We start from the raw sequence: 22,896 nt of genomic DNA on the forward strand, positions 1-22,896 counted from the left end.
CGCGGGGCTACGCCGAACGGGGAGCCCCGGCCGACCGGGAGGAGCCCGCCCTCAGGCCTCCTGGGGCCAGGTCACGACCGTCGGCGGATCCGCGTCGTCCTCGACCCGCAGTCGCAGCCCCGCCTCGTCGGCGCCGACCTCGACCGTGACGGCCCCGACGCGCGGCCGCCGGTGGGCGGCGGCCAGCGCACCGCGCAGGGCGGCGAGCAGCCGGTCGGCGGAGGCCTCGTCGGAGAGGGTGTCGACCGCGCCGGAGAAGTGCACGGAGGGCTGGAAGCCCAGCAGCGCCGCCGCGCCGCCGGTCTCGCGCAGCACCCGGCCGCGGAAGGAGGCCGGGGCGTCGGCCGGTGGCTGCTGGAGCGCGAAGATCGTGGTCCGGACCTCCTGGATCGTCGAGTCCAGTTCGTCCACGGCCCGGCCGAGGAGCGTGTCGACCTCGTGGACGGCGGCCCGCCGCCGGGTCGACTCCAGCATCATCTCGGTGGCGAACAGGCGTTGCACGACGAGGTCGTGCAGGTCGCGGGCGATCCGGTCGCGGTCCTCGTAGACGGCGAGCTGCTCACGGTCGTGCTGGGCGTCGGCGAGGACGAGGGCGAGCGCCGCCTGGGAGGCGAACTGGGAGGCCAGCAGCCGGTCCACCGCCGTGTACGGGCGGTCGCCGCGCCGCCGCGGCAGGGCGAGCGTGCCGATGAGCTGTCCGCCGCTGCGCAGCGGCAGCATCATCGACGGCCCGAAGCGGCTGCGCACAGGGGTGGTCATGCGCGGGTCGGTGGCCGAGTCCTCGACGAACACGGGCTCGCCGCCGAGCAGCTGGACCAGTACCGGGGAGCCGGGCGCGATCGTGGTGCCGACCAGGTCGCCGGGGTCGTCGGGGGTGGAGGCGGCCACGATCTCCATGCCGCCCTCGGGGGTCGGCTGGAGCACCACGCCCGCCGAGGCGTCGGCGAGGATCCTGGCCCGTTCGGCGACGGTCGTCAGGGCGTCCTCGGCCGGCTTCCCGGTGAGCAGCGCGGTCGTCACGGCCGCGGCGCCCTCGATCCACCGCTCTCGCTGCCGGGCCGTCTCGTACAGGCGGGCGTTGCCGATCGCGATGCCGGCCTGGGTGGCGAGGACGCGCAGCAGGGCCAGGTCCTCGTCGGCGAAGCGGCCGGTGGGCTTGTCGGTGAGGTAGAGGTTGCCGAACACCTCGGTGTGGACGCGGATGGGCACCCCGAGGAAGGACCGCATCTCCGGGTGCCCCTCGGGCACGCCGGACGCGCGCGGGTCGGCGCGCACGTCGTCGAGCCGCAGCGGCTGCGGTTCCTGGACGAGGACGCCGAGCAGTCCGGTGTGTCCGTCGGGGAGGCGGCCGATCCGCTGCCGCTGCTCCTCGGTCATGCCGGAGGTGAACAGGTCGGTGATGCGCGGGCGCTCGGGGTCGACGACTCCGAGCGCACCGTAGCGGGCGCCGGTCAGCGCGGTGGCGGTGTCCACGATGTGCTGGAGGGTGGCCCGCAGTTCGAGCTCGGTGCCGACGCTGAGGACGGCTTCGAGCAGCATGGGCAGCCGCGGTGCAGGATCGTTTCCGTATCCGTCCTCGTCCATGATCGACATGGGGTCATTGTCGTACAAAGCGCCCATCCGTGGGCTATTCGGCGGTCTCGGCCAGTGGGTCGAGGACCAGGGGCTGGATCCGGCCCTCCAGCATCGCGCCGAGCCCGAGGACGGCGCAGACGTCCGGGCGCTCGGCGATGTGCACGGGCATCCCGGTGGCCTCGCGCAGCATCTGGTCGAGCCCCGGCAGCAGGGCGCTGCCGCCGACCATCATGATCCCGCGGTCGGCGAGGTCCGCCACCAGGTCGGGCGGGCAGTCGCGGAGCACCTTGCCGATGCCGTCGAGGACGGCGGTCAGCGGAGTCTGGATGGCCTGCCGCACCGCGGCGGTGTCGACGGTCACCGAGCGGGCGAGGCCGGTGGCCACGTCGCGGCCGTGGATCTCGGTGAAGGTGGGGCCCTGGAGCGTCAGGCCGTTGCCGTGCAGGGCGACCTGCAGCGGGCGCACCGACTGGCTCGGCAGCATGAGTTCGTGCTGGTGGCGCAGGTGCTGGATGACCGCGTGGTCGATGGCGTCGCCGCCGACCGGCATGCGCTCGGCGGTGACGATCGCGCCCAGCGAGAGCACCGCGACCTGCGTGGTGGCCGCCCCGCACACCAGGATCATGGTCGCGGTCGGCTGCTCGACCGGGAGGCCGCAGCCCACCGCGGCCGCGATCAGGGTGTCGACCAGCTCGACCCGGCGGGCGCCCAGGCCGACCAGGGTCTCCACGGCGGCGCGCTGGGCGAGCGGGTCGCTGTCGTGCGGGGTGCAGGCGGCGGCGCGCAGCCGGGGCTTGCGGCGCAGCTGGCGGCGGAGCTTGTCGCCGAGGAGGTGGCGGAGCATCCGCTGGGCCATCTCGATGTCGACGACGGTGCCGCCGGAGACGGGACGGACCACCCGGATGTAGTCGGGGGTGCGGCCGGTCATCTTCTCGGCGAGGGCGCCGACGGCGATGAGCGCGCCGGTGCGGGTGTTCACGGCGGCGACGGACGGCTCGTCGACGACGAGTCCGGCGCCCTTGACGAAGACCCGGGTGCGGGCGGCGCCCAGGTCGACGGCGACATGGCAGCGGCGCAGCTGCTCAAGGCTGACGGTCACGGCGGTCCTCCGGAGTGCGGTGCTGGCACGGGCGAGGCGGGGCGCGCGGGGTGCGCGGTCCTGTTCGATCGTCCTGCCGCCCCGCCCCGGGCGCGCGCTGAGCTGAGCCGCCCGGGGGTGGGGCGGCCCCGGAGAACCCTGACGGGACATCAGGCCCAGGGGGTCGCCGCCCGCCCGCCGAGCGGCGGTACCTGACGCTGGAGCAGCCCCCAGGCGAACTCGGCCGCGCCGCGGCCGCCGTCGGCCAGGGTGAAGTCGAGCCGGGCGAGGGCGGGGGAGACGCCCTCCCGGGCCTCGACCTCCCGGAAGGCGCGCCAGACCTCGTCGATCGTGCACCGCCAGGGACGCAGGTCGTCGGCCGTGCGCAGGTCCGGCGCGGCGGCCCCGGGGGCGCGGGTCAGCGAACGGGACCACACCGCGCGGCGCGGGCCCACCAGGACGGTGAAGCGCAGCTCCGGCCAGAGCGGCACCGGCCACGACCACGCCTCGCTGTCGCCGCGCACCGGGTGCCGTGCCTCCGGCTCCCCGAGGGCCTGCCGGTAGCGCTCGAACTCGCCCGAGGCCGACGGGCGGGCGTGCGCCCGCGCCTGCCAGCGCTTGTTCGCCTCGCGCATCTCGGTGCGCGTCGCGTCGAGTTCGCGCAGCGCCTCCTCGACGAGCCCGGGCTGGTGGTCGGCCATCCGGCGGAGCAGGACGAGCTGGAACTCGTACGGCCCAAAGGGGGCGGCAGGGGTCATGCGCCCATCCTGCCCGAAGGGGGAGATTCGCGACGGCACGCCGACGACCTGCGGTTTCCTCACAGAATCCACACCTCCACGTCTATGAGTCGTGTCCGAGCGGCGCATAGCCTGCGGGCGCCATGGACTACTGCCACCAGTGCCGACGGCATCTCAACGGCGCCCTGGCCTGTGCCGGTTGCGGGACCCCCGCCGAGGAGCTGCGGTACTTCGCCCCCCACCAGCCCACCCCTGCGCCCGTGCCCACGTCCACGTTCACGGAACCGGCAGCGATCCTGCCGCCCGGGGAACCGGAGTACGGCCACGCGTACGAACTGGAGCCGCTCGAGCCGGCCAGGCCCGCCGAGGGGCGCGCGGCCGCACGCCGTGGCAGGAGCCGGACGGGCGGCCGGGCCGCCGCGCGGGGCGGGCGGCGGGCGCGCTCGCGGCGTGGCCGCACGGTGCTGCTCGGCACGCTCGGCTTCGCGTTGGCGGCCGGTTCGCTGAGCATGGCCAAGCTGGCCCTGGAGCAGCCCGACGGTGGCGGCGCCGCCACCGCCGTCCAGGAGGAGGACGTCGTCGAGGAGACCCTCGACCCGGATCCGCCGGCGCCCTCGGAGAGCACCGCCCGGCCGGACGGCGGCCCCGGGCCCGTCGAGTCGGTCACCGCGCGCCCGACGTCCACCGGTCACCTCACGCGAGGCTCCGGCCGTGGCGTGGGCGGGGGAGGGGCCGGTTCCGGCGACGGTGCGGCCACGGGGACGGGTGACGGCACGGGGACGGGCTCCGGGGACGACTCCGGCGCCTCCCCGACGGCGACCCCACCGGGCCCGGAAGACCCTTCCGGCACGCCCTCGAACGGTCCCTCCGGCAGCGCCTCGCCCCCGCCCGGCGGCGGCCCGACCGCGGCCCCCGGCCCGCAGACGCCGAGCCCCACACCGAGCCCGACGCCGAGCTGCACCCGCTTCCTGTGGTGGTGCGTCTGACGCCTGTCCGGTGCTGCCGGACACCACCTGGCCGGGGCCTGTCCGGCGGATCACGGCCGCAGCGGCCGTCCTGTCCGGCGGATCACGGCCGGTCCGCCACCGATCCGCCGGACAGCACGCCTAGGCGGGCGTGCCCAGCATCCGCTTGAGCAGGTCGCGCAGCAGGGTGCGTTCGGTCTCGGTGAGCTCGCCGAGCGGCTCGCGCGCGAAGCGCAGCGACTCGCGCAGCCGGCGGGCGGTGTCGCGGCCCTCGTCGGTGGGGGCGGCCACCTTCACGCGGCGGTCGGCCGGGTCGGGGCGGCGCTCGACCAGGCCCCGGGACTCCAGGCGGTCGATGATCCCCGTCACGTTCGACGGCTCGCACTTGAGCTTCTCGGCGATCTTCCGCATGGGGGTGGGCTCCAGGGCCAGCAGCCCGAGGACGCGGGCCTGCGCGCCGGTGAGGGCGTGCGCGGCGGCGGCCTCCTCGTACTCGTCGTGGTAGCGGGCCACGACGGTGCCGATGAGCTCCACGACTTCCAGCGTCAGGGGGTCCGTGCGTTGGGTGGGCATGGCTTCATCGTACTCCGATGCTTGACAACCTGAAATATCGAGGCGCATGGTTGTTTCAGTTCATGAAGCATTTCTAGGAGGCTCCGCCGATGTCCGTACTCCCCGCGTCCAGCCGTGAGTGGCACCTCGTCGCCCGCCCGCACGGCTGGCCCGTGCCCGCGGACTTCGCCCTCCGCGAGAAGCCGGTGACCGAGCCCGGCGAGGGCCGCATCCTCGTGCGCAACCAGCACTTCTCCGTGGACCCGTACATGCGCGGCCGGATGAACGACGTCAAGTCCTACATCCCGCCCTTCAAGCTGGACCACCCGATGGACGGCGGCGCGGTCGGCGAGGTCGTCGCCTCCAACGCCGAGGGCTTCGCCGTCGGCGACCACGTGCTGCACGGCCTCGGCTGGCGCGAGTACGCCGAGGTGCCCGCCCAGCACGCCACCAAGGTCGACCCGGCGCTCGCGCCGCTGTCCGCGTACCTCGGCGTGCTCGGCATGACCGGCCTCACCGCCTACGCGGGCCTCTTCGAGGTCGCCTCCTTCAAGGAGGGCGACTCCGTCTTCGTCTCCGGCGCGGCCGGCGCCGTCGGCAGCCAGGTCGGCCAGATGGCGCGGCTCAAGGGCGCCTCCCGGGTCATCGGCTCGGCCGGCTCCGACGAGAAGGTGAAGTGGCTGGTCGAGGAGCTCGGCTTCGACGCCGCCTTCAACTACCGCAACGGCCCGGTCAAGGACCAGCTGCGCGAGGCGGCTCCGGACGGCATCGACGTCTACTTCGACAACGTCGGCGGCGACCACCTCGAAGCCGCGATCTCCTCGCTCAACGTGCACGGCCGCGCCACCATCTGCGGCATGATCGCGCAGTACAACGACACCGAGCCGGTCCCCGGCCCGCGCAACATGGCCATGATCATCGGCAAGCGGCTCCGCCTCCAGGGCGTCCTCGTCGGCGACCACTACGGGATGCAGCCGCAGTTCGTGCAGGAGGTCGGCGGCTGGCTGCGCTCCGGTGAGCTCCAGTACCGGGAGACCTCCGTCGAGGGGATCGAGAACGGCGTGGACGCCTTCCTCGGCATGCTCCGCGGCGACAACACCGGAAAGATGATCGTCTCGACGACCCGCTAGTCTTCCCTCAGCCGTCGCGATCGTGGGCGCGAGTCGCGGCGAACGGAAAAAGGAAGACAGCAGCATGTCGATTCAGCAGTCCGACGTCCTGTACACCGCCGTCGCCACCGCCGAGAACGGCCGCGACGGCCGGGTCGCCACCGACGACGGCCAGCTCGAGGTCGTCGTCAACCCGCCCAAGGCCATGGGCGGCTCCGGCGCGGGCACCAACCCCGAGCAGCTCTTCGCCGCCGGCTACAGCGCCTGCTTCCAGGGCGCCCTCGGCGTGGTCGCCCGCAACGAGAACGCGGACGTCTCCGGCTCGACGGTCACCGCCGAGGTCGGCATAGGCAAGAACGACGAGGGCTTCGGCATCATCGTGAAGATCTCGGCGACCATCCCGAACGTGGACGCCGAGACCGCCAAGAGCCTCATCGAGAAGGCCCACCAGGTCTGCCCGTACTCCAAGGCGACCCGCGGCAACATCACGGTCGAGCTCGCCGTCTGAGCCGGCCCGCCGCACACTGAGAACGAGGGCCGCACCCTGACCGACCAGGGTGCGGCCCTCCCGCAGGTCCGGGGCACGTCCGCCGGCCGGGGCACCGTCTCAAGTTCGGAACAGGAAGCGGGCCTCCGCCGGACCCGCCACTAGGGTGATCGCCATGCGTGATTTCGGGGCAGGATTTCGTTACCTGCTGCAAGGGCAGAAATGGGTCGGCACTCACGGACGGTGGTTCGGGTTCGGGCTGCTGCCCGGGCTCGTCACCTTCGTCCTCTACGTGGGGGCGCTGGTCGGGCTCTTCTACGGGGCCGACGACCTGACGGCCTGGGCGACGCCGTTCGCCGACGACTGGGGCTCGCCCTGGCAGGGCGTGTTCCGGGGCACCCTGACCTTCCTGGTCTTCGCGCTCGGCATCTTCCTCGCCGTGATCACCTTCACCGCCGTCACGCTGCTGATCGGCCAGCCCTTCTACGAGTCGCTGTCCGAGGCGGTCGACCGCAGCGAGGGCGGCGAGGTGCCCGAGTCCGGTCTGCCGCTGTGGCGCGAGCTGTGGATCTCCGCCCGCGACAGCCTGCGCGTCCTGCTGCGGGTCGCGCTCTACGGCGTCCTGCTCTTCGCGGCCGGCTTCATTCCGGTCGTCGGCCAGACCGTGGTCCCCGCGATCGGCTTCTGCGTCTCCGGCTTCTTCCTCACCGAGGAGCTCGCCGCGGTGGCGCTCCAGCGCCGGGGCGTCGAGTTCAAGGAGCGCCTGGGCCTGTTGCGCGGCCGTCGGATGGCCGTGCTCGGCTTCGGTGTCCCCCTCACCCTCGCCTTCCTCGTCCCCTTCGCCGCCGTCCTGCTGATGCCGGGCGCGGTCGCCGGAGCCACCCTGATGGCCCGGGAGCTGACCGGCGAGGCGACGGACGAGGACGCCGGTGCCGATGACGGTGACGACGCCGCCGCCGACGACGCGGCGGGCCGGACGCGAGGCGTGCCGTACCGCACCGCCTGAGCCCGCCGAGGCCCCGGCCCCCGGCCTCGGCTCCGGCCCCGGGCCTCGCCTGTGGCCCGGCCCTCGCTCTGGCCCGGCCCTCGCTCTGGCCCGGCGCACGGACCCGGCCCGGCGCACGGACCCGGCCCGGCGCCCGGACCCGGCCCGGTCAGGGCTGCAGCGGGTGCTCCGGGGCGAGGGCCGCCGCGATCCGCTCCGCCACCACCTCGGCCGTGTTCCCCTCGGGGGTGTCCGGCGTCTTCGTCGTGGACACCGCGATGGACAGTCGCTTCGACGGCAGGTACGCCTGGATCGCCGCGTACCCGGAGAAAGACGGGTTCTGCAGCAGCCAGGTGTTGGCGACGATGACGCCGAGCCCGAAGTGCTTCGCCTCGGTCTGCTTCAGGCAGATGTCGGCCGGGCACTTCGCGGTCGGCACGCCGAGGCCGACCGTGCCCGGGTCCAGCAGGGTGCGGTACGAGCGCCGCGAGATCAGCTCGCCGCTGCCGATGCCCTGCGCGGAGCGGGCCATGTCGCAGACGGTCGAGGTGATCACCGCGCCCGGTCCGGTGGTCCACGACGGGTTCCAGAACGTGGACTCCTCGTAGAGACCGCGGTCCGAGGTGAAGGCGTGCAGGACCGGGCGGGGGATCTCCGGGGTGAAGCCGTTCCGCGTGTTCCGCAGCCCCAGCGGTCCGGTGACCTGCTCCTCCACGAGCCTGTCGATCCGCTGCCCGGTGATCCGCTCCAGGGCCCTTTCCAGGAGCAGGTAGTTGGCGTGCGAGTAGCTCCAGTTGGTGCCCGGGTCGTACCAGAAGTCGTGGGAGAAGGGGAACGCCAGCAGCTCGTCGGGAGTCCAGGCGCGGAACGGGGCGGCCGTCAGCTCGGCCCCGAACTCGGGGTCGGTGACGTAGTCGTGCAGCCCACTGGTGTTGTTGGCCAGCATCCGCAGCGTGATCTCCTTCGCCCGCGGCACCTCGGGCAGCCAGGGCTCCACCGTGGCGTCGAGGTCGACCCGGCCCTGCTCGACCAGCCGCAGCAGGGTCGTGCCGATGTGCGCGAAGGCCACCGAGCCGGCCCGGAAGTGCATGCCGGGCTCGGCCGGGACGCCGGTCATCGACTCGCCGAGCGCGTCCGTGACGACCTCCCTGCCGCCGTCGGTGACCCGCAGCAGCACGGCGTTCAGCTTGAGGTCCTGCTGGGCCTTGCGGGCGATCTCCAGGACCTGACGGCCCCGGGCGTCCAAGGGGTGCCGGGTCCGTACGCAGTCGCGGTCACCGTGCCCGCCGGGCGGCCCGGAGGGGCTGTGCGCGACGGCCGCGCCGGCGGGGAGGAGGGTGGCGAGCAGGGCGGCGGCGAGGAGCGCCGCTCGGTTCCGGGAGGTGCGTCTCATGCCCGCACTATGTCCGGAAGGTCCCGTTGATCCCGTGGAACACTCCGCGTGCGGCGCGGGACCCGCCCGGACGCCTCACAGCCCCACGACGATCAGCGCCGTGTCGTCCGTCGCGCCGCCCACCGGCAGCATCTCCAGGAGCAGCGCGTCGGCCAGCGCGTCCGGCTCGGCGCCACGGTGCCGCGTGAGGGCCCCGGCGAGGCGTTCGAGACCGGCGTCGATGTCCTCGCGGCGCCGCTCGACGAGCCCGTCGGTGTACAGGACCAGGGCGCCGCCCGAGGTGAAGGCGGCCTCCGCCTGCGGCCGGGGCGAGCGCTCCGGGCGCGCCCCGAGCGGTGGATCCGTCGCCCCGTCCAGGAACTCCACCCGCCCGGTCGGGTGGAGCAGCGCGGGCGGCAGGTGCCCGGCGCTGCTGTACGTGACGACCCGGCGGTCCCAGTCGATCCAGGTCTCGACGGCCGTGGAGTTCTCGGCGCCCGCGACGGACCGGGCGTACAGGTCGAGCACGTCCAGGGCCTCCGCGGGCCCCTCGACGACCCGGGACGCGGCGCTGAGGGCGCTGCGCAGCTGGCCCATCACCCCCGCGGCGGTCAGCCCGTGCCCCACCACGTCGCCGACCGCCACGCCGCCCCGGTCGCCGCCGGCCAGCGTGACCAGGTCGTACCAGTCCCCGCACACGTTCAGCGCGCCGACCGCCGGCCGGTAGCGCACGGCCGTCGGGTGCGCCCCGATCGGTACCGGCGCGGGCAGCATCGCCTCCTGCAGGGAGAGCGCCACCTCGCGCTCCCGGGCGTGCGCCGCGCGCAGGCGCTCGTTGACCTCCTGGAGCTCCCGGGCCCGGGCGTACACCTCGGCCTCCAGGACCCGGGCGCGGGCGTTGGTGGGCCCGCCACGGGACCGGATCAGCTCGGTGATCTCCTCCACCCGGTGGATCAGGAGCACCACCCGGCCGTCGGGACCGAGCACCGGAGCGTTGACCGGGCTCCAGTACCGCACGTCCCACTCCCCGGGCCGGTCCACGTGCTCGACGTCGTAGCGCTGCGGGGCCATGGCGTCCCGCTCGCCGGTCTCGACCACCCGGCGGAGCGATGCCGCCAGGTTCCGTACGCCGCTCGCCGCCGGATCGTTCGGGTTGTCGGGGAACACGTCGAACACGTTCCGGCCGATCAGTTGCTCCCGGGTGCGTCCCGACAGGAGGACGAAGTCGTCGTTGGCGTCGACGTACACCAGGTCAGGGGTGAGCAGCGCGACCATGCCGGGCAGCGCCCGGAACACGGTCGCGTAGTCGGTCACCGTCCATCACCTCTGAGACCAGGGTGCGCCGCGCGCGGGCCGCGCACATCCCGGAGCGCGACCCCGGCAGGTACGGCGGTGGGGTACCGGGAGCGTTCGGGCGCGTCCGGCAGGGGTGCGGCCCCGGTCAGTCCAGGACCGGGTGGAGCTCCGGGCGGGCCTCCCACCAGGCCCGGTGGAAGGTGTTGTTGGGGACGTTGTCCAGGTACGCGAGTGCCGCCGCCCGGTACAGCAGACCGGCGCGCCGCTCGGAGACCGCCGCCCGGTTCCAGGCGAGCCGGATGCGGCCGGTGATCGGGTCGCCGGCCAGCGGGCGGAGCACGGTGCCCTCGGCGGGCGGCGCCGACGGCTGGCTCACGGAGATCGCCCGGCCCGCCGCGATCAGGTCGTAGTGCATCTTGCGGTCGGCGATCCGGTAGCGCAGCGTCGGGGTGAACCCCGCCCTTCGGCAGGCGCCGACCAGCGCCTCGGGGCCGCCGTCGTCGTCCTCCACCATGGTCATCCAGGTCTCGCCCGCGAGGTCCGCGAGCTCGATCCGGTCCCGCCCGGCCAGCGGGTGGGCCGCGGACATGCGCACGCAGAACGGCTCCCTCGGCACCAGGGTCCGCGCCACCGCTCCCTCGGGCAGCGGGACCTCGTGGTCGGCGACCTCCCCGTACACGACGGCGTCGTACCGCCCGGCGCCCAGCAGCCGGCTGAGCGTGGTCACCGAGTGCTCGATGCTGACCTCGATCTCCTGGCCCCCCAGCTCCTGCTCCAGGCGCCCGATCAGCCGGTCCACCAGGACCAGCAGGATGCAGCCGAGGCGCAGCGTCGGATGCGGCGCGGCGGCCCGGGCGCCGGCCGCGAGGGCGTCCATCTCGCCGAGCACCCGGCGCGCCCTGGACAGCACGAACTCACCCAGCGGGGTGGGCTCGACGCCGTGCCGGCCACGGGTGAACAGCTCGCCGCCCGTGGCCCGTTCGATCCGCCGCAGCTGGGCGGAGAGGGCCGGCTGGGAGACCCCGAGCCGAGCGGCGGCACGCCCCAGACTGCCCGCTTCCGCTATCCGGCAGACGGCCTCAAGATGCCTCAACTCCAGCTGCATTTCAGCAGCGTACGCACGGTGCGGCGGTGGACGGAGCCCTTCGGCATAACGCGCGTCTTATGCCGGGTGAGATGTCCCGCGATGGGCATGTCCACGCCCATACTCGGCGCGTCCCACCGTCTCCCCCCACCCGAAACGGAGCAGACGTGCACCCCACCAGACTCTCGGCGGCCCTGGCGGCGCTCGCCCTGACGGCGAGCCTCGCGGGCACCCTCGCGGGCACCGCGAACGCCGCCGCCGCGGGACCGTCGCAGCCCGTACCGCCCGGGCACGGCAAGTCCCTCGCCCTCGCCGCCGCCGACAAGGCCGCCGCCAGCGGACTCGACGGGCTGCGCCACGGCACCGACGAGGAACTCGTCCGCACCGCGGTGACCCCGTGGGCGGGCGGCCTCTACTACGCCGCCTACCAGCGCACCTACAAGGGCCTACCGGTGGCAGGCGGCGACGCCGTCGTCGTCTCCGACAGCGCCGGCAAGGTCCGCGAGGTCGCCGCCGCGCCCGCCCCGGCCATCCGGATCTCCACCAAGGCCACGGTCGGCTCCGCCGCCGCCCTCGCCACCGCCGAGGCGCAGCTGGCGGGCGTCGAGAGCGCGGGCACCCCCGAACTGACCGTGCTGCTCAAGGGGAACAAGCCGGTCCTCACCTGGCACACCCTGGTCGTCGGCCGCACCGCCCAGGGCCTGCCGAGCTCGCTCGACACCTACGTCGACGCCCGCACCGGCAAGGTCACGCAGGCCACCGACAAGATCCTGCACGCCGACGGCCGCGGCTACCACAACGGCAACGTCACCATCGACACCGCCGCGAGCTCGATGACCGACCCCAACCGCTCCGGCTTCAAGTGCGGTGGCCAGAACGGCAGTGCCTACACGGGCACCCCGCCGTGGGGCAACGGCACCGCCAACGACCTCGTGACCGCCTGCGTCGACATCATGTACGCGGCCCAGCGCGAGTCCGACATGCTCAAGCAGTGGCTCGGCTACAACGGCCAGAACGGCCAGGGCGGCATGGTCCCGGCCCGCGCCGGCCTGGGCGAGGTCAACGCCTACTACGACGGCACCAAGACCACGTACGGACACAACCAGAACGGCACGATGCAGCTCACCGGCATCGACGTCGTGGCGCACGAGTACGGGCACGAGATCTTCGACCGGACCCCGGGCAGCGCCGGCTCGTCCAACGAGAACGGGGGGATGAACGAGTCCACCGGCGACATCTTCGGAGCGCTCACCGAGCACTTCGCGAACAACCCCAACGACACCCCCGACTACACGGTCGGCGAGAAGCTGAACTTCCTCGGCGACAACAAGCCGATCCGGTACATGCACAACCCCTCGTTGGCCGGCGATCCCAACTGCTACCCGCAGCTGAACGCCGGCACCGAGGTGCACGCGGCGGCCGGCCCGCAGAACCACTGGTTCTACCTGCTCGCCGAGGGCTCCAACCCGGGCGGCGGCAAGCCGGCCAGCCCCATATGTTCCGGCGGACCCTCCTCGGTCACCGGGATCGGGATCCAGAAGGCCGGCAAGATCTTCATGGGCGCCCTGCTGATGAAGACCTCCTCCTGGAACCACCTCGCCGCCCGCAAGGCGACCCTGGCCAGCGCCAAGAACACCTACGGCAGCGCCGAGTGCAACGCGGTGAAGACGGCCTGGAACGCGATCGGCGTCCCGGCCCAGTCCGGTGAGACGGACTGCGGCGGCACCACCACGCCGGACTTCTCGCTCGCCCTGAACCCGGCCTCCGGGTCGGTCCAGCCGGGTGCCTCGGTCACCTCCACGGTCGGCACCAGCACCACCGGCGGCAGCGCGCAGACCGTGCAGCTCTCCGCGAGCGGTGCCCCGAGCGGGGTCACCGTCTCCTTCAGCCCGTCCTCGGTGACCTCGGGCAACTCCTCGACCATGACCGTCCAGGTCGCGGCCGGCACCGCCAACGGCACCTACCCGATCACCGTCACCGGTACGGGCTCCGCCACGCACACCGTCACCTACCAGCTGTCGGTCGGCACGACCACGCCGCCCACCGGCTGCGACAACACCGAGTACACGTACGAGGGTTCGCTGACCGACGGCCAGGCCGACGCCCAGCCGGACGGCTCGTACTACTACTCGGCGACCTCCGGCACCCACGTGGGCTGCCTGCGCGGTCCGGCCGGCGCCGACTTCGACCTGTACCTGCAGAAGTGGAACGGGTCGGGCTGGGCGGACGTGGCGGTCGGCGGCACCGCGAGCGCCGACGAGGACATCGCCTACAAGGGCACCGCGGGCTACTACCGCTACGTGGTGCACGCCTACAGCGGCTCCGGCGCGTACACGCTGGGCCTGAGCGCCCCGTAACAGGGGCGGGACACCGTCACGGACAGGGGGTTTTGTGACGGGCCTCCCGAGCCGGGCGGCCGGATTTCTACCGGCCGCCCGGCACGTCCACGAGCACGTGGCCGGGCTCGGCCGGACCGGCGTCGGCGAGCCGCGCCCCGTCCGGGCCCCAGGCGCCGGCCAGGCCGCCGCCCACGCCGTCCTCGTTGGCGCCGAGGACGTTGCCGAGCACGACGTGCAGGCCGAAGTCCCGGGCCCGCGCGGGATAGACCGTCTCGAAGGAGTCGTTGTCGGCGGAGAGCACCGAACTCGCCAGGTACGCGTGGCAGGAGTCGGCGGCGGCCCGCTCGGCGAGCTCGGGGAAGCGGTTGTCGTAACAGGTGGCCAGCGCGAAGCGGAGCCCGTCGAGCTCGAACCGCCCGTCGGTTGCGCCCGGTGCGAAGACCTCGGCCTCGACCCCGTACAGGTGCTGCTTGTCGTAGCGGGTCAGGAGCGCGCCGTCCGGGCCGATGACCAGCGTGGTGATCGCGGGGCGCCCTCCGGGCGTGCGGACCGGGCCGTTGACCACGGCCGCCGCCCGGACCGCCCGGCAGGCCTCACGCAGCGGTTCGAGGCGGGGGTCGTCCTCGGTGAGGACGAGTTCGGGGGAGCGCGCGATCAGGCTCGGCTCGTAACCGGTGAGCGACAGCTCGGAGAAGACCACCAGCCGCGCCCCCGCCGCTCCGGCGACGCGAACCGTCTCGGCGAGCGTGCGGACGTTGGTGGCGATGTCCCCGGCGACCGGGGTGAACTGCGTGGCGGCGACGATCATGGCGGCCATCATCCCGCGCCCCTCTGTAAGGGTCAATAGTGGTCGGCAGGTGTTAGTGCGCGGGCGGTCTCGTGCAGCAGGCCCAGGAAAGCCGTCGCCGCCCCGGTCGGCGTCGGTGGGGTCGCCGCGCAGATCTGCCGGTACGGCACGTCGTCCGGGTGGATCGTCACCAGAGCCACGTCCGGTCGCACCGAGGCCGCCGCCAGGGCCGGGACGAGCGTGACCCCGAGCCCGGCCGCGACCGCGCCCAGCTTCGCGATCCAGTCGTGCGCGATGAGGCCCGTGCGCGGCCGCAGCCCGGCGGCGACGGCCGGGCGGAACAAGGTGTCCTCCAGGCGCTCGTTGCCGACGATCCACTCCTCGTCGGCGAGCGCCGCGAGCCGTACGTCCCGCCGCCCCGCGCACGGATGCCCGGGCTCCAGGGCCACCAGCATCGGCTCGTCCAGGAGGTGGTGGAGCGTCACTCCCTCCGGCGCGGGACCGCCGGCCGCCGGGCTGACCACGGCCAGGTCCTCCTCGCCGGCCGCGACCAGCCCCAGGTGCTTCACCGACGGTCCCTCGATCCGGGTCACCGCGACCCCCGGGTGCCGTCGCCGGAAGCCGGCCTGCGCGCGCGGCACGAGCGCCGCGCCCGCGCTGGCGAAGGCGCCGAGCCGGAGCAGCCCGCCGTCCAGCGTGCGCAGCGCCTCCAGCTCCGCACGGGCGACCGCGAGCCGGTCCCGGACCGCCTCCGCGTGCGGCAGCAGTACCCGCCCCGCCTCGCTCAGTCGCACCCCGCGCGGCAGGCGCTCGAACAGGAGCGCCCCCGTCTCGTCCTCCAGCGCCTGGATCTGACGGGAGATCGCGGACTGCGTGTAGCCGAGCGTGCGGGCGGCCGCCGTGAAGGAGCCCTCGTGGGCGACCGCGAGGAACACCTCGTACAAGCCATGCGAAGCAGACATGGTCACCATGCTAGACATTCGCTTGTGGCATGCCGCAGGACCTTCTAGCGTCGACGGCATGCAGAACGAGACGCACGAGACGCACGAGACGCACGAGACGCACCAGAGCGCGCACGCGAGCGCGCACGGGACGCACGGGGCCACCCGCCCGGCCGCGCAGAAGATCGCCTTCCTCGGCCTCGGCTCCATGGGCCTCCCCATGGCCCGCCGCCTGCTCGACGCCGGCACTTTCGCCTCGCTCACCGTCTGGAACCGCACCGCCGCCAAGGCCGACGAGCTCGCCGCCGCCGGAGCCGTGCGGGCCGCGACGCCCGCCGAGGCCGTCGCCGACGTCGACGTCGTCGTCACCATGCTGGCCGACCCGGCCGCCGCGCTCGCCGTCGCCGACGCGATGGTCCCGGCGCTGCGCCCCGGCACCCACTGGATCGACACCTCCACCGTCGGCCCCGACACCGTCCGCGCCCTGGCCGCGAAGCTGCCCGAGGGCGTCACCCTCGTCGACGCGCCGGTCATGGGCAGCGTCGACCGGGCGGCCACCGGCGAGCTGATCGTCCTGGCCGGCGGCGACACCGCCCCCGTCGCCCACGTCCTCGACCGCTTCGGCTCCGTCACCGCGTGCGGCGGACCCGGTGCGGGCGCCGCCCTCAAACTCGTCCTCATCAACGCCGTCATCGGCGGCGTCACCCTGGTCGGCGAGGCCCTGACCCTCGCCGACTCCCTCGGCCTGCCCCGCGAACTCGCCCTGCGCACCCTCGCCGCGGGCCCCCTCGCCGGCGCCGTGGGCCGCGCCACCGCGACCGGCGCCCACTTCCCGGTCGCGCTCGCCGCGAAGGACGTGGCCCTGGCCACCGCGACGGCGAAGCTCCCCGTCCTGGAGGCCGTCCACGCCGCCCTCACCCGCGACCCGGCCCTCGCCGGCGAGGACCTCGCCGCCGTCGCCCACCAGCACCTCGCGCGGGGCGCCGAACGAGTGGACTCGCCGTGACGCGGCCACCGCGCGGCGGTCCCGCGCGGGGGCCGGTGGTGATCTGAGGCCGTCCGACCCCGTGAACCTGGAAGAGGCGCCCCGCCATGCGACGTACCTCCCCCCGCCGGCTGTTCGCCGCGACGCTGCTCGTCGCGTCCGTGCTGGCCCCGGTGGCGACGACCCCCGCCACCGCCGTCCACGCCGCGCCCGTCCCGGCCGCCGGTCCGCACCACGGCGACGACTGCCCGCGGGACGGCCTCGGCCCCGCGCTGACCGCCGAGCTGGACAGGACCGTCGAGGACGTCCGCGAGCAGGCCGGGATCCCCGGACTCGTCGTCGGCCTGTGGATGCCCGGCAAGGGCTGCTACGTCCGCGCGACCGGTGTCGCCGACAAGGCCACGGGGCAGCCGATGTTCGCCGACACCTACGTCCGGATCGGCAGCGAGACCAAGACCTTCACGGTCACCGCGCTGCTCGAACTCGTCGACGAGGGCAAGGTGAAGCTCGACGACCCCATCGACGACTACATCCGCGGCGTCCCCAACGGTCACAAGATCACGCTGCGGCACCTCGCCGAGATGCGCAGCGGCCTCTTCCCGTACACCTCCGACCCCGACTTCAGCCACGACCTGTACAGCGAGCCGGAGCGCGCCTTCAACCCGTGGGAGGTTCTCTCCTACGGCTACCGGCACGCCAACATCGCCGAGCCCGGCACCACGTTCCAGTACTGCAACTCCAACCTGGTCCTGCTCGGCCTGGTGATCGAGAAGGTGACCGGCCGGCCGCTCGCCCAGGTCATCCGCGAGCGCGTGGTCCGCCCGGCCGGCCTGCGCCACACCTTCCTCCCGGAGGGCGCCGAGTTCCCCGAGCCGCACGCGCGCGGCTACAGCGACCAGACGCTGACCGGCGCCGTCGAGGACACCACGGACTGGAACCCCAGCTGGGCCTGGGCGGCCGGCGGGATGATCTCGAACCTCCAGGACCTGCGCCGCTGGGCCCCGGTGCTCGCCAAGGGGAAGCTTCTCAGCCCCGAGACCCAGGCCGAGCGGATGAAGACGCTGCCGACCGGTTTCCCGGGCACCACCTACGGCCTCGGCATCCTCGAGACCAACGGCTGGATCGGCCACAACGGCTCCCTGCCCGGGTACGAGACCGTGACCGTCCACCTGCCCGAGCGCAAGGCGACCCTGGTCCTCATCCTGACCACCGACTCCCTCGTCGGGGGCCAGGAGCCGTCGACCCTCGTGGCCCGGGCGATCACCCGTCTCGTCACCCCGGACCACGTGTACGCCGGCGGGATCACCCCTCGCTAGACCGTGTCCGACGACCGGCCCGGGGACGCCGCGGCGACGGCCACGATCGCCCGCACCTGGGCGATGATGTCGAGCCGGTTCCGGACGAATGCGGGATCGGTGACCGTGCCCGTCGCCGGATCCGTGTTCCCGGTGCCGAACTGCAGTACGGGGGTGTGCACATGACCCCCCGGCAGGTCCTCCAGGCCGAGGCGGTCGCGCAGCAGGGTCGCCCGGTAGGCGATCTCGTTGGACAGGTGGTTCCCGCCGCCGCCCGCCCGGGCGGCGGAGCCGGGCGTCGGACCGCCGGGACGGACCACGGGGATGTCGGAGCCGGCCGGGAGCTCGGTCACGGACGTGTTGTCGTACACGGGGAAGCGCCCGGTCACCGCCGCGGTGATCGCCGCGTACGGAAGGGTGGTCGACGTCCACTGCGGCTGCGTGCCCGGGTCGGCCACGGGCACGGTCTCCGTACGGGAGAGGTTCTCGTTGTCCGGGAAGCCGCCGCGCCAGGCCCCGTTGGTCCGCTCCACGTCGAAGCGGCCCGGCCGGCCCTGGCTCACGGTGGTGAAGAGGTCCACGTCCGGCAGGTGCGGGGCCAGGGTCCGCTCGACCGTGCCGTCGGCGAAGTCCTGCCAGCGGACCGGGAAGACAGCCGTCTCGACCCGGGCGAGGGAGCCGTCGGCGGTGCGCAGCCAGGTGCCGTCCAGGGCGAGCGCGGCGGCCTCGGAGGGGCTGCTGATCCGGGTGTCCCGGTCGAGCGCGGGCGAAGCGAGATGGGGGTCCCCCCGGCCGAAGGCCGGGGGAGGGTCGAAGCCGGTCAGCAGGATCCGCTTCACGCCCTTGCCTGCCGGGTAGTGGATCGCGTCCTGGCCGCGCGAGGAGCGTTCGAGCCGCTCGGTCAGCCGGGCGCGCCCCTCCTCGGTGACCCCGAATCCCGGCTGCCAGGCGCGCAGTTCACGCGTGAGGGCCAACCGGGCCCAGTACAGCGGGCGGTCGTCGTCCCGACTCGGATCGCCGTCCGCGGGGCCCCGGCCCTGCGCCCGGTCCACCGCCCGGCGCCAGAGCTGTGCGCCGTACCGCGGTGCGCCGCGCCCGTCGCGTACCCCCCCGCCCGCGCCCGCGCCGACGCCCATGTCCCGGCGCACGCTGCCGCGGTGCGCCGGCTAAGGCGCCCTGACCCGCCCCTCCTTGAGCAGCGCCAGGAAGTCCCGGAACGAGGCCGGCATGTCCACCGCCTCCGGGTCGAGCAGCCACTGGAACTGCAGGCCGTCCATCACCGCCGTGAGCAGCGGTGCCGCCCGCTCCGGGGTGAGGCCGCCGGGCAGTTCCTCGCCGAACTCGGCCCGCAGGACCTCGGCCATGTTCTCCCGCACCTGGGTGTAGCGCTCGGTGAAGAAGGCGCGGGCCGGGTGGTCCTCCGTGACGCTCTCGCCGAGCAGCGCGGAGAAGGTCTGCACGATGCCCGGGCGCATCGCGTTGTACTCGACGAGCGACTCCATGAGGTCGAGCCGCCACTTCCCCGGATCCCGGGCGCCGCTGGTGTCCCAGCGGTCGCGCTCCTCGAGGACGGCGACGAGCAGCGCCTCCTTGGTCGGGAAGTAGTGCAGCAGGCCCTGCTGGGTCAGGCCGACCCGCTCGGCCACGGCGCCGAGGGACGCGCCGCGGTAGCCGCGCTCGGCGATCACCTCCAGGGCGGCCCGGACGATCTCCGTCCGCCGCTCCTCGCTTCTGGCCCGTGCCATCGCCCGTCCCCCTTCCGAAGGTCCCTGTCGAGAAGGACCGTACGCCATCATTTGATAACGAAATCCTAACGTAACCTACCGATCTACAGGTAGGGGAGTCACCATGGGCCGCACACAGCTCACTACGAGGAGGTACGGCCGTGGCAGACACGAACGCGGTGCGCGAAGAGGCCGTCGAGGCGGCCCTGGCCAAGCTCGACCTGGACGCCAAGACCCGGCTGCTGGCCGGACAGGACATGTGGTCCCTGCCGGCCCTGCCCGAGATCGGCCTGGCCTCCCTGGTCATGTCCGACGGCCCGATCGGTGTCCGCGGCGTCCGCTGGACCGCGGACGACCCGTCCGTCGCCCTGCCGTCACCGACCGCGCTCGCCGCGGCATGGGACCCGGCCCTCGCCCGCCGGGCGGGCCGGCTGCTCGCCCAGGAGGCCCGCCGCAAGGGCGTCCACGTCCTCCTCGCCCCTACCGTCAACCTGCACCGCACCCCGCTCGGCGGTCGCCACTTCGAGGCCTACAGCGAGGACCCGTTCCTCACCGGCGCCATCGGCACCGGCTACGTGCGAGGCGTCCAGGACGGCGGCGTCGGCACCACGGTCAAGCACTTCGTCGGCAACGACGCCGAGACCGACCGCTTCACCGTCGACAACAAGATCGCCCCGCGCCCGCTGCGCGAGCTCTACCTCGCCCCCTTCGAGGCCATCGTCAAGAACGCCCACCCGTGGGGCATCATGACCGCCTACAACCAGGTCAACGGCACGACGATGACCGAGCACCGCCACCTCGTGAACGAGGTCCTGCGCGGCGAATGGGGCTTCGACGGCTACAACGTGTCCGACTGGATGGCCGCCCGGTCCACCCGAGGCGACATCGAGGGCGGCCTGGACGTCGCCATGCCCGGTCCGCGGACCGTCTACGGCGAGGCGCTCGCCACCGCCGTCCGCGCCGGCGAGGTCGACGAGACGGCCGTCGACGCCGCCGTACGCAACGTCCTCCGGCTCGCCGCCCGCGTCGGCGTCCTCGACGGCGCCCCGGCCGCCGTCACCGAACCGCCCGCCCCCGTGGACGGGGACGCCCTCGCCCGCGAGATCGCCCGCCGCGGCTTCGTCCTCGTCCGCAACGAGAACGGCGCGCTGCCCCTGGAGCGGGGGAGCGTCGCCCTGTCCGGCGCGGCCGCCCGCGACGCCCGCGTCCTCGGCGGTGGTTCCGCCCAGGTCTTCCCCGAGCACACGGTCTCCCCGCTCGACGGCCTCACCGCCGCCCTCCCCGAGGGCAGCCTGTCGTACGTCGTCGGCGCCGACCCCAGCGACGAACTCGCCCCCGCCGACCAGGGCTTCACCCTCCGGGCCGTCTGCCGTGACGCCGCCGGCGACGTCCTCGGCGAGGGCAGCCTGCCCAACGGCCAGGTCCAGTGGATCGGCGACGACCTCCCGGCCGGCGTCACCCACGACGCCCTCGCGTCCATCGAGGTCGTCGGCACCTTCACGCCGCGCGAGAGCGGCGAGCACTCCTTCGGCACCCGAGGCCTCGGCGCCTACGCGCTGACCGTCGCCGGACGCGTCCTGTTCGACGGCGTGCAGGCCATGGGCCCCGAGACCGACCCCTTCGAGGCCTTCTTCGGATCCCCCGTGGAGCGCGGCACGGTCGCCCTCACGGCCGGCGAGACCGTCGAGGTCTCCCTGCTGCACACCCTGGACAAGGAGTTCGCGGCCCCGCTGCCCGCCGTCATGTTCTCCTTCGTCCACCTCGGTCCGCGCCGGGACCCCGACGAACTGATCGCCGAAGCCGTCGAGGCCGCCCGCGCCGCCGACACCGCCGTCGTGGTCGTCGCCACCACCGAGCGCGTCGAGTCCGAGGGCTTCGACCGCAAGGACCTCGCCCTGCCCGGCCGCCAGGACGACCTCGTCCGCGCCGTCGCCGCGGCCAACCCGAACACCGTCGTCGTCGTCAACGCCGGCTCCCCGGTGGAGCTGCCCTGGCGCGAGGACGTGGCCGCCATCCTGCTCACCTGGTTCCCCGGCCAGGAGGGCGGCGCCGCCCTCGCCGACGTCATCACCGGCGCCGAGGAGCCCGGCGGCCGCCTCCCCACCACCTGGCCGGTCGCCCTCGCCGACGTCCCCGTCACCGAGGTCACCCCGACCGACGGCGAACTCGACTACGCCGAAGGCGTGTTCATCGGCTACCGGGCCTGGGACAAGGCCGGCGCCGTCCCCGCGTACCCGTTCGGTCACGGCCTGGGCTACACCACCTGGACGTACGACTCCCTCGTGGCCACCCCGGAGAGCGCCACCGTCCGCCTCACCAACACCGGCGCGCGCGCCGGCCGTGAGGTCGTGCAGATCTACCTCGCCCCCGTCGCCGACGGCGTGGAGCGGCCGGCCCGCTGGCTCGCCGGCTTCGCGAGCGTCGAGGCCGGGGCGGGCGAGACCGTCGAGGTCACGGTGGAACTCCCGCGCCGCGCCTTCGAGATCTGGGACGAGGAGAAGGGCGGGAGCGGAGCCTGGACCTTCGTGCCCGGCGGCTACGAGGTCCTCGCCGCCCACTCCCTCTCCGACGCCCGGCTGACCGCGCGTCTGGACGTCTGACGCCGTCCGACGCCGGCCCGTGAAGACCGGCCCCGGAGCGCACCTGACACCCGCTCCGGGGCTACTTCCGCGTGACCTGCCGGTACGCGATCTCCGCGAGCCGCGCCTGCCCGTCCCTGCTCGGATGGAAGAAGTCCCACGGGCTCAGCTGCGCGCCCTCGAAGGCGAAGCCGAAGACCGCCCCGCCGTCGTACCGGCAGCGCGTGTCCTTCGCGCACACCTCGCCCAGCACCCGGTTGTACGCGACCACCCGGTCCCGCACCCGGGCCCTGCGCCTCTCGGCCGCCGGGCCCAGGTCCTCCGCGTCCGCGAGCATCGCACCGCAGATGCCCAGCTTCCACACCTGACGGCCCATCGGACTGACCCGCCCGGTTTCCCACAGGCGCCTCAGGTCCGGCAGGCTCGACACGTACACCTGCGCCTTCGGCGCGCCGGACCGCAGCCGGCCGAGCGCCGCCGTGAAGGAGGCGCGGAACTCCTCGACCGGGGTCATCTGTTCCGGACGGGCCCGGCACGCGTCGTTCGCGCCCATCATGACCGTCACCAACTCCGGCCGTTCGGCCGCCGCCGCGTCCATCTGCTCCGGCAGCTCCGCCATCCGTGCCCCGCTGCGGGCCAGGTTCCAGCTCTTCCCGGCGACCCCGGACGGGCCGAGCAGGCGCAGTGCGAGGCTGTTGACCGCGCGGTCCGTACCCGTCGCCCAGGACACCTCCGGGCAGTCCGCCAGGACCGTACAGGCGTCGAAGGCGCGGGTGATGGAGTCCCCGACGGCGGCCACGGAAGCGGGCGCGGCGTTCCACGCGGGCGTCGGCCTCGGCCGCGGCGCGGGGGCCACCGCGTCGGGGCCGCCCACCGAACATCCGGCCAGCGGTGCCGCGCACAGCATCGCCATCGCGGCCGCGGTGGTACGGAAACGGCGTCGCCCACGCATCCCTGGGGCCCCTCCTCGGCGTCCTGGCGAGTGAAAGCTTGGTGTCCACCCGCC

General features: G+C 73.9%; 20 protein-coding genes. 8 read left to right on the forward strand and 12 right to left on the reverse strand.

Annotation, left to right across the window (positions count from 1 at the left end; all coding sequences use genetic code 11):
• Positions 1-51 precede the first annotated feature (51 nt).
• The 3 genes from AB0M16_RS13040 to AB0M16_RS13050 all read right to left on the reverse strand — a co-directional run bounded on the left by AB0M16_RS13040 (position 52) and on the right by AB0M16_RS13050 (position 3,411).
• Positions 52-1,593 carry a GAF domain-containing protein gene (locus AB0M16_RS13040; protein WP_365341981.1) on the reverse strand — a complete coding sequence of 514 codons (1,542 nt, stop codon included), beginning with the start codon at positions 1,591-1,593 and terminating at the stop codon, positions 52-54.
• Between the two features lie 34 nt (positions 1,594-1,627).
• The gene (locus AB0M16_RS13045) at positions 1,628-2,674 is read right to left on the reverse strand and encodes a rod shape-determining protein (RefSeq protein WP_365341983.1); all 1,047 of its coding nucleotides are present in this window, start codon (positions 2,672-2,674) and stop codon (positions 1,628-1,630) included.
• 149 nt (positions 2,675-2,823) lie between these two features.
• The gene (locus AB0M16_RS13050; RefSeq protein ID WP_365341985.1) at positions 2,824-3,411 is read right to left on the reverse strand and encodes a hypothetical protein; all 588 of its coding nucleotides are present in this window, start codon (positions 3,409-3,411) and stop codon (positions 2,824-2,826) included.
• A 122-nt stretch (positions 3,412-3,533) separates the two neighbouring features.
• On the opposite strand from AB0M16_RS13050, the gene AB0M16_RS13055 reads away from it, so the two are divergent.
• Complete coding sequence (locus tag AB0M16_RS13055; RefSeq protein ID WP_365341987.1) at positions 3,534-4,376, forward strand: hypothetical protein; 843 nt, start codon at positions 3,534-3,536, stop codon at positions 4,374-4,376.
• 120 nt (positions 4,377-4,496) lie between these two features.
• On the opposite strand, the gene AB0M16_RS13060 is transcribed toward AB0M16_RS13055, so the two are convergent.
• Positions 4,497-4,928: a MarR family transcriptional regulator gene (locus tag AB0M16_RS13060; protein WP_365341989.1), complete on the reverse strand. Its 432-nt coding sequence runs from the start codon at positions 4,926-4,928 to the stop codon at positions 4,497-4,499.
• A gap of 89 nt (positions 4,929-5,017) precedes the next feature.
• Here AB0M16_RS13060 and AB0M16_RS13065 point away from each other — a divergent pair, with 89 nt between their 5' ends.
• From AB0M16_RS13065 to AB0M16_RS13075, 3 genes are all read left to right on the forward strand, one after another.
• Entirely contained in the window at positions 5,018-6,037 is a 1,020-nt protein-coding gene (locus AB0M16_RS13065) for an NADP-dependent oxidoreductase (protein WP_365341991.1), read from the forward strand.
• A gap of 64 nt (positions 6,038-6,101) precedes the next feature.
• The gene (locus AB0M16_RS13070; protein ID WP_365341993.1) at positions 6,102-6,524 is read left to right on the forward strand and encodes an organic hydroperoxide resistance protein; all 423 of its coding nucleotides are present in this window, start codon (positions 6,102-6,104) and stop codon (positions 6,522-6,524) included.
• A 154-nt stretch (positions 6,525-6,678) separates the two neighbouring features.
• A complete protein-coding gene (locus tag AB0M16_RS13075) occupies positions 6,679-7,509 on the forward strand; it encodes an EI24 domain-containing protein (RefSeq protein WP_365341995.1) in 831 nt (276 codons plus the stop codon).
• A gap of 148 nt (positions 7,510-7,657) precedes the next feature.
• Here the strand turns inward: AB0M16_RS13075 and AB0M16_RS13080 are convergent, their stop codons facing one another.
• From AB0M16_RS13080 to AB0M16_RS13090, 3 genes are all read right to left on the reverse strand, one after another.
• Positions 7,658-8,881 (reverse strand): serine hydrolase domain-containing protein, encoded by a 1,224-nt coding sequence (locus AB0M16_RS13080; protein WP_365341997.1) that lies wholly within the window; start codon positions 8,879-8,881, stop codon positions 7,658-7,660.
• Between the two features lie 75 nt (positions 8,882-8,956).
• The gene (locus tag AB0M16_RS13085) at positions 8,957-10,174 is read right to left on the reverse strand and encodes a SpoIIE family protein phosphatase (RefSeq protein WP_365341999.1); all 1,218 of its coding nucleotides are present in this window, start codon (positions 10,172-10,174) and stop codon (positions 8,957-8,959) included.
• Between the two features lie 127 nt (positions 10,175-10,301).
• On the reverse strand, positions 10,302-11,261 hold the full coding sequence (locus tag AB0M16_RS13090; RefSeq protein ID WP_365342001.1) for a LysR family transcriptional regulator: 960 nt from the start codon (positions 11,259-11,261) through the stop codon (positions 10,302-10,304).
• Between the two features lie 146 nt (positions 11,262-11,407).
• Here AB0M16_RS13090 and AB0M16_RS13095 point away from each other — a divergent pair, with 146 nt between their 5' ends.
• The gene (locus tag AB0M16_RS13095; RefSeq protein WP_365342003.1) at positions 11,408-13,597 is read left to right on the forward strand and encodes a M4 family metallopeptidase; all 2,190 of its coding nucleotides are present in this window, start codon (positions 11,408-11,410) and stop codon (positions 13,595-13,597) included.
• Between the two features lie 67 nt (positions 13,598-13,664).
• Here the strand turns inward: AB0M16_RS13095 and AB0M16_RS13100 are convergent, their stop codons facing one another.
• Together AB0M16_RS13100 and AB0M16_RS13105 are read right to left on the reverse strand one after the other, a co-directional pair.
• Complete coding sequence (locus AB0M16_RS13100; RefSeq protein ID WP_365342005.1) at positions 13,665-14,387, reverse strand: carbon-nitrogen hydrolase family protein; 723 nt, start codon at positions 14,385-14,387, stop codon at positions 13,665-13,667.
• 32 nt (positions 14,388-14,419) lie between these two features.
• Complete coding sequence (locus tag AB0M16_RS13105; RefSeq protein WP_365342007.1) at positions 14,420-15,328, reverse strand: LysR family transcriptional regulator; 909 nt, start codon at positions 15,326-15,328, stop codon at positions 14,420-14,422.
• A gap of 58 nt (positions 15,329-15,386) precedes the next feature.
• On the opposite strand from AB0M16_RS13105, the gene AB0M16_RS13110 reads away from it, so the two are divergent.
• Positions 15,387-16,313, forward strand: coding sequence for an NAD(P)-binding domain-containing protein (locus AB0M16_RS13110; protein WP_365342008.1), 927 nt, complete (start codon positions 15,387-15,389; stop codon positions 16,311-16,313).
• Between the two features lie 86 nt (positions 16,314-16,399).
• Positions 16,400-17,608, forward strand: a complete 1,209-nt coding sequence (locus AB0M16_RS13115) for a serine hydrolase domain-containing protein (protein ID WP_365342010.1) — start codon at positions 16,400-16,402, stop codon at positions 17,606-17,608.
• On the opposite strand, the gene AB0M16_RS13120 is transcribed toward AB0M16_RS13115, so the two are convergent.
• Both AB0M16_RS13120 and AB0M16_RS13125 read right to left on the reverse strand, forming a co-directional pair.
• Positions 17,605-18,723: a pyroglutamyl peptidase gene (locus AB0M16_RS13120; protein ID WP_365342343.1), complete on the reverse strand. Its 1,119-nt coding sequence runs from the start codon at positions 18,721-18,723 to the stop codon at positions 17,605-17,607. The genes AB0M16_RS13115 and AB0M16_RS13120 overlap by 4 nt on opposite strands.
• Positions 18,724-18,753: 30 nt before the next feature.
• A complete protein-coding gene (locus AB0M16_RS13125) occupies positions 18,754-19,332 on the reverse strand; it encodes a TetR/AcrR family transcriptional regulator (protein WP_365342012.1) in 579 nt (192 codons plus the stop codon).
• 140 nt (positions 19,333-19,472) lie between these two features.
• Between AB0M16_RS13125 and AB0M16_RS13130 the strand changes: the two genes are divergently transcribed.
• Positions 19,473-21,911 carry a glycoside hydrolase family 3 C-terminal domain-containing protein gene (locus tag AB0M16_RS13130; RefSeq protein WP_365342014.1) on the forward strand — a complete coding sequence of 813 codons (2,439 nt, stop codon included), beginning with the start codon at positions 19,473-19,475 and terminating at the stop codon, positions 21,909-21,911.
• A 61-nt stretch (positions 21,912-21,972) separates the two neighbouring features.
• Here AB0M16_RS13130 and AB0M16_RS13135 read toward each other — a convergent pair whose 3' ends face one another.
• A complete protein-coding gene (locus tag AB0M16_RS13135) occupies positions 21,973-22,842 on the reverse strand; it encodes an SGNH/GDSL hydrolase family protein (RefSeq protein WP_365342016.1) in 870 nt (289 codons plus the stop codon).
• Positions 22,843-22,896 lie beyond the last annotated feature (54 nt).

Origin of the sequence: Streptomyces sp. NPDC051921, from assembly GCF_040680975.1 — a bacterium.
In the GTDB taxonomy this organism is placed as follows: Bacteria; Actinomycetota; Actinomycetes; order Streptomycetales; family Streptomycetaceae; genus Streptomyces.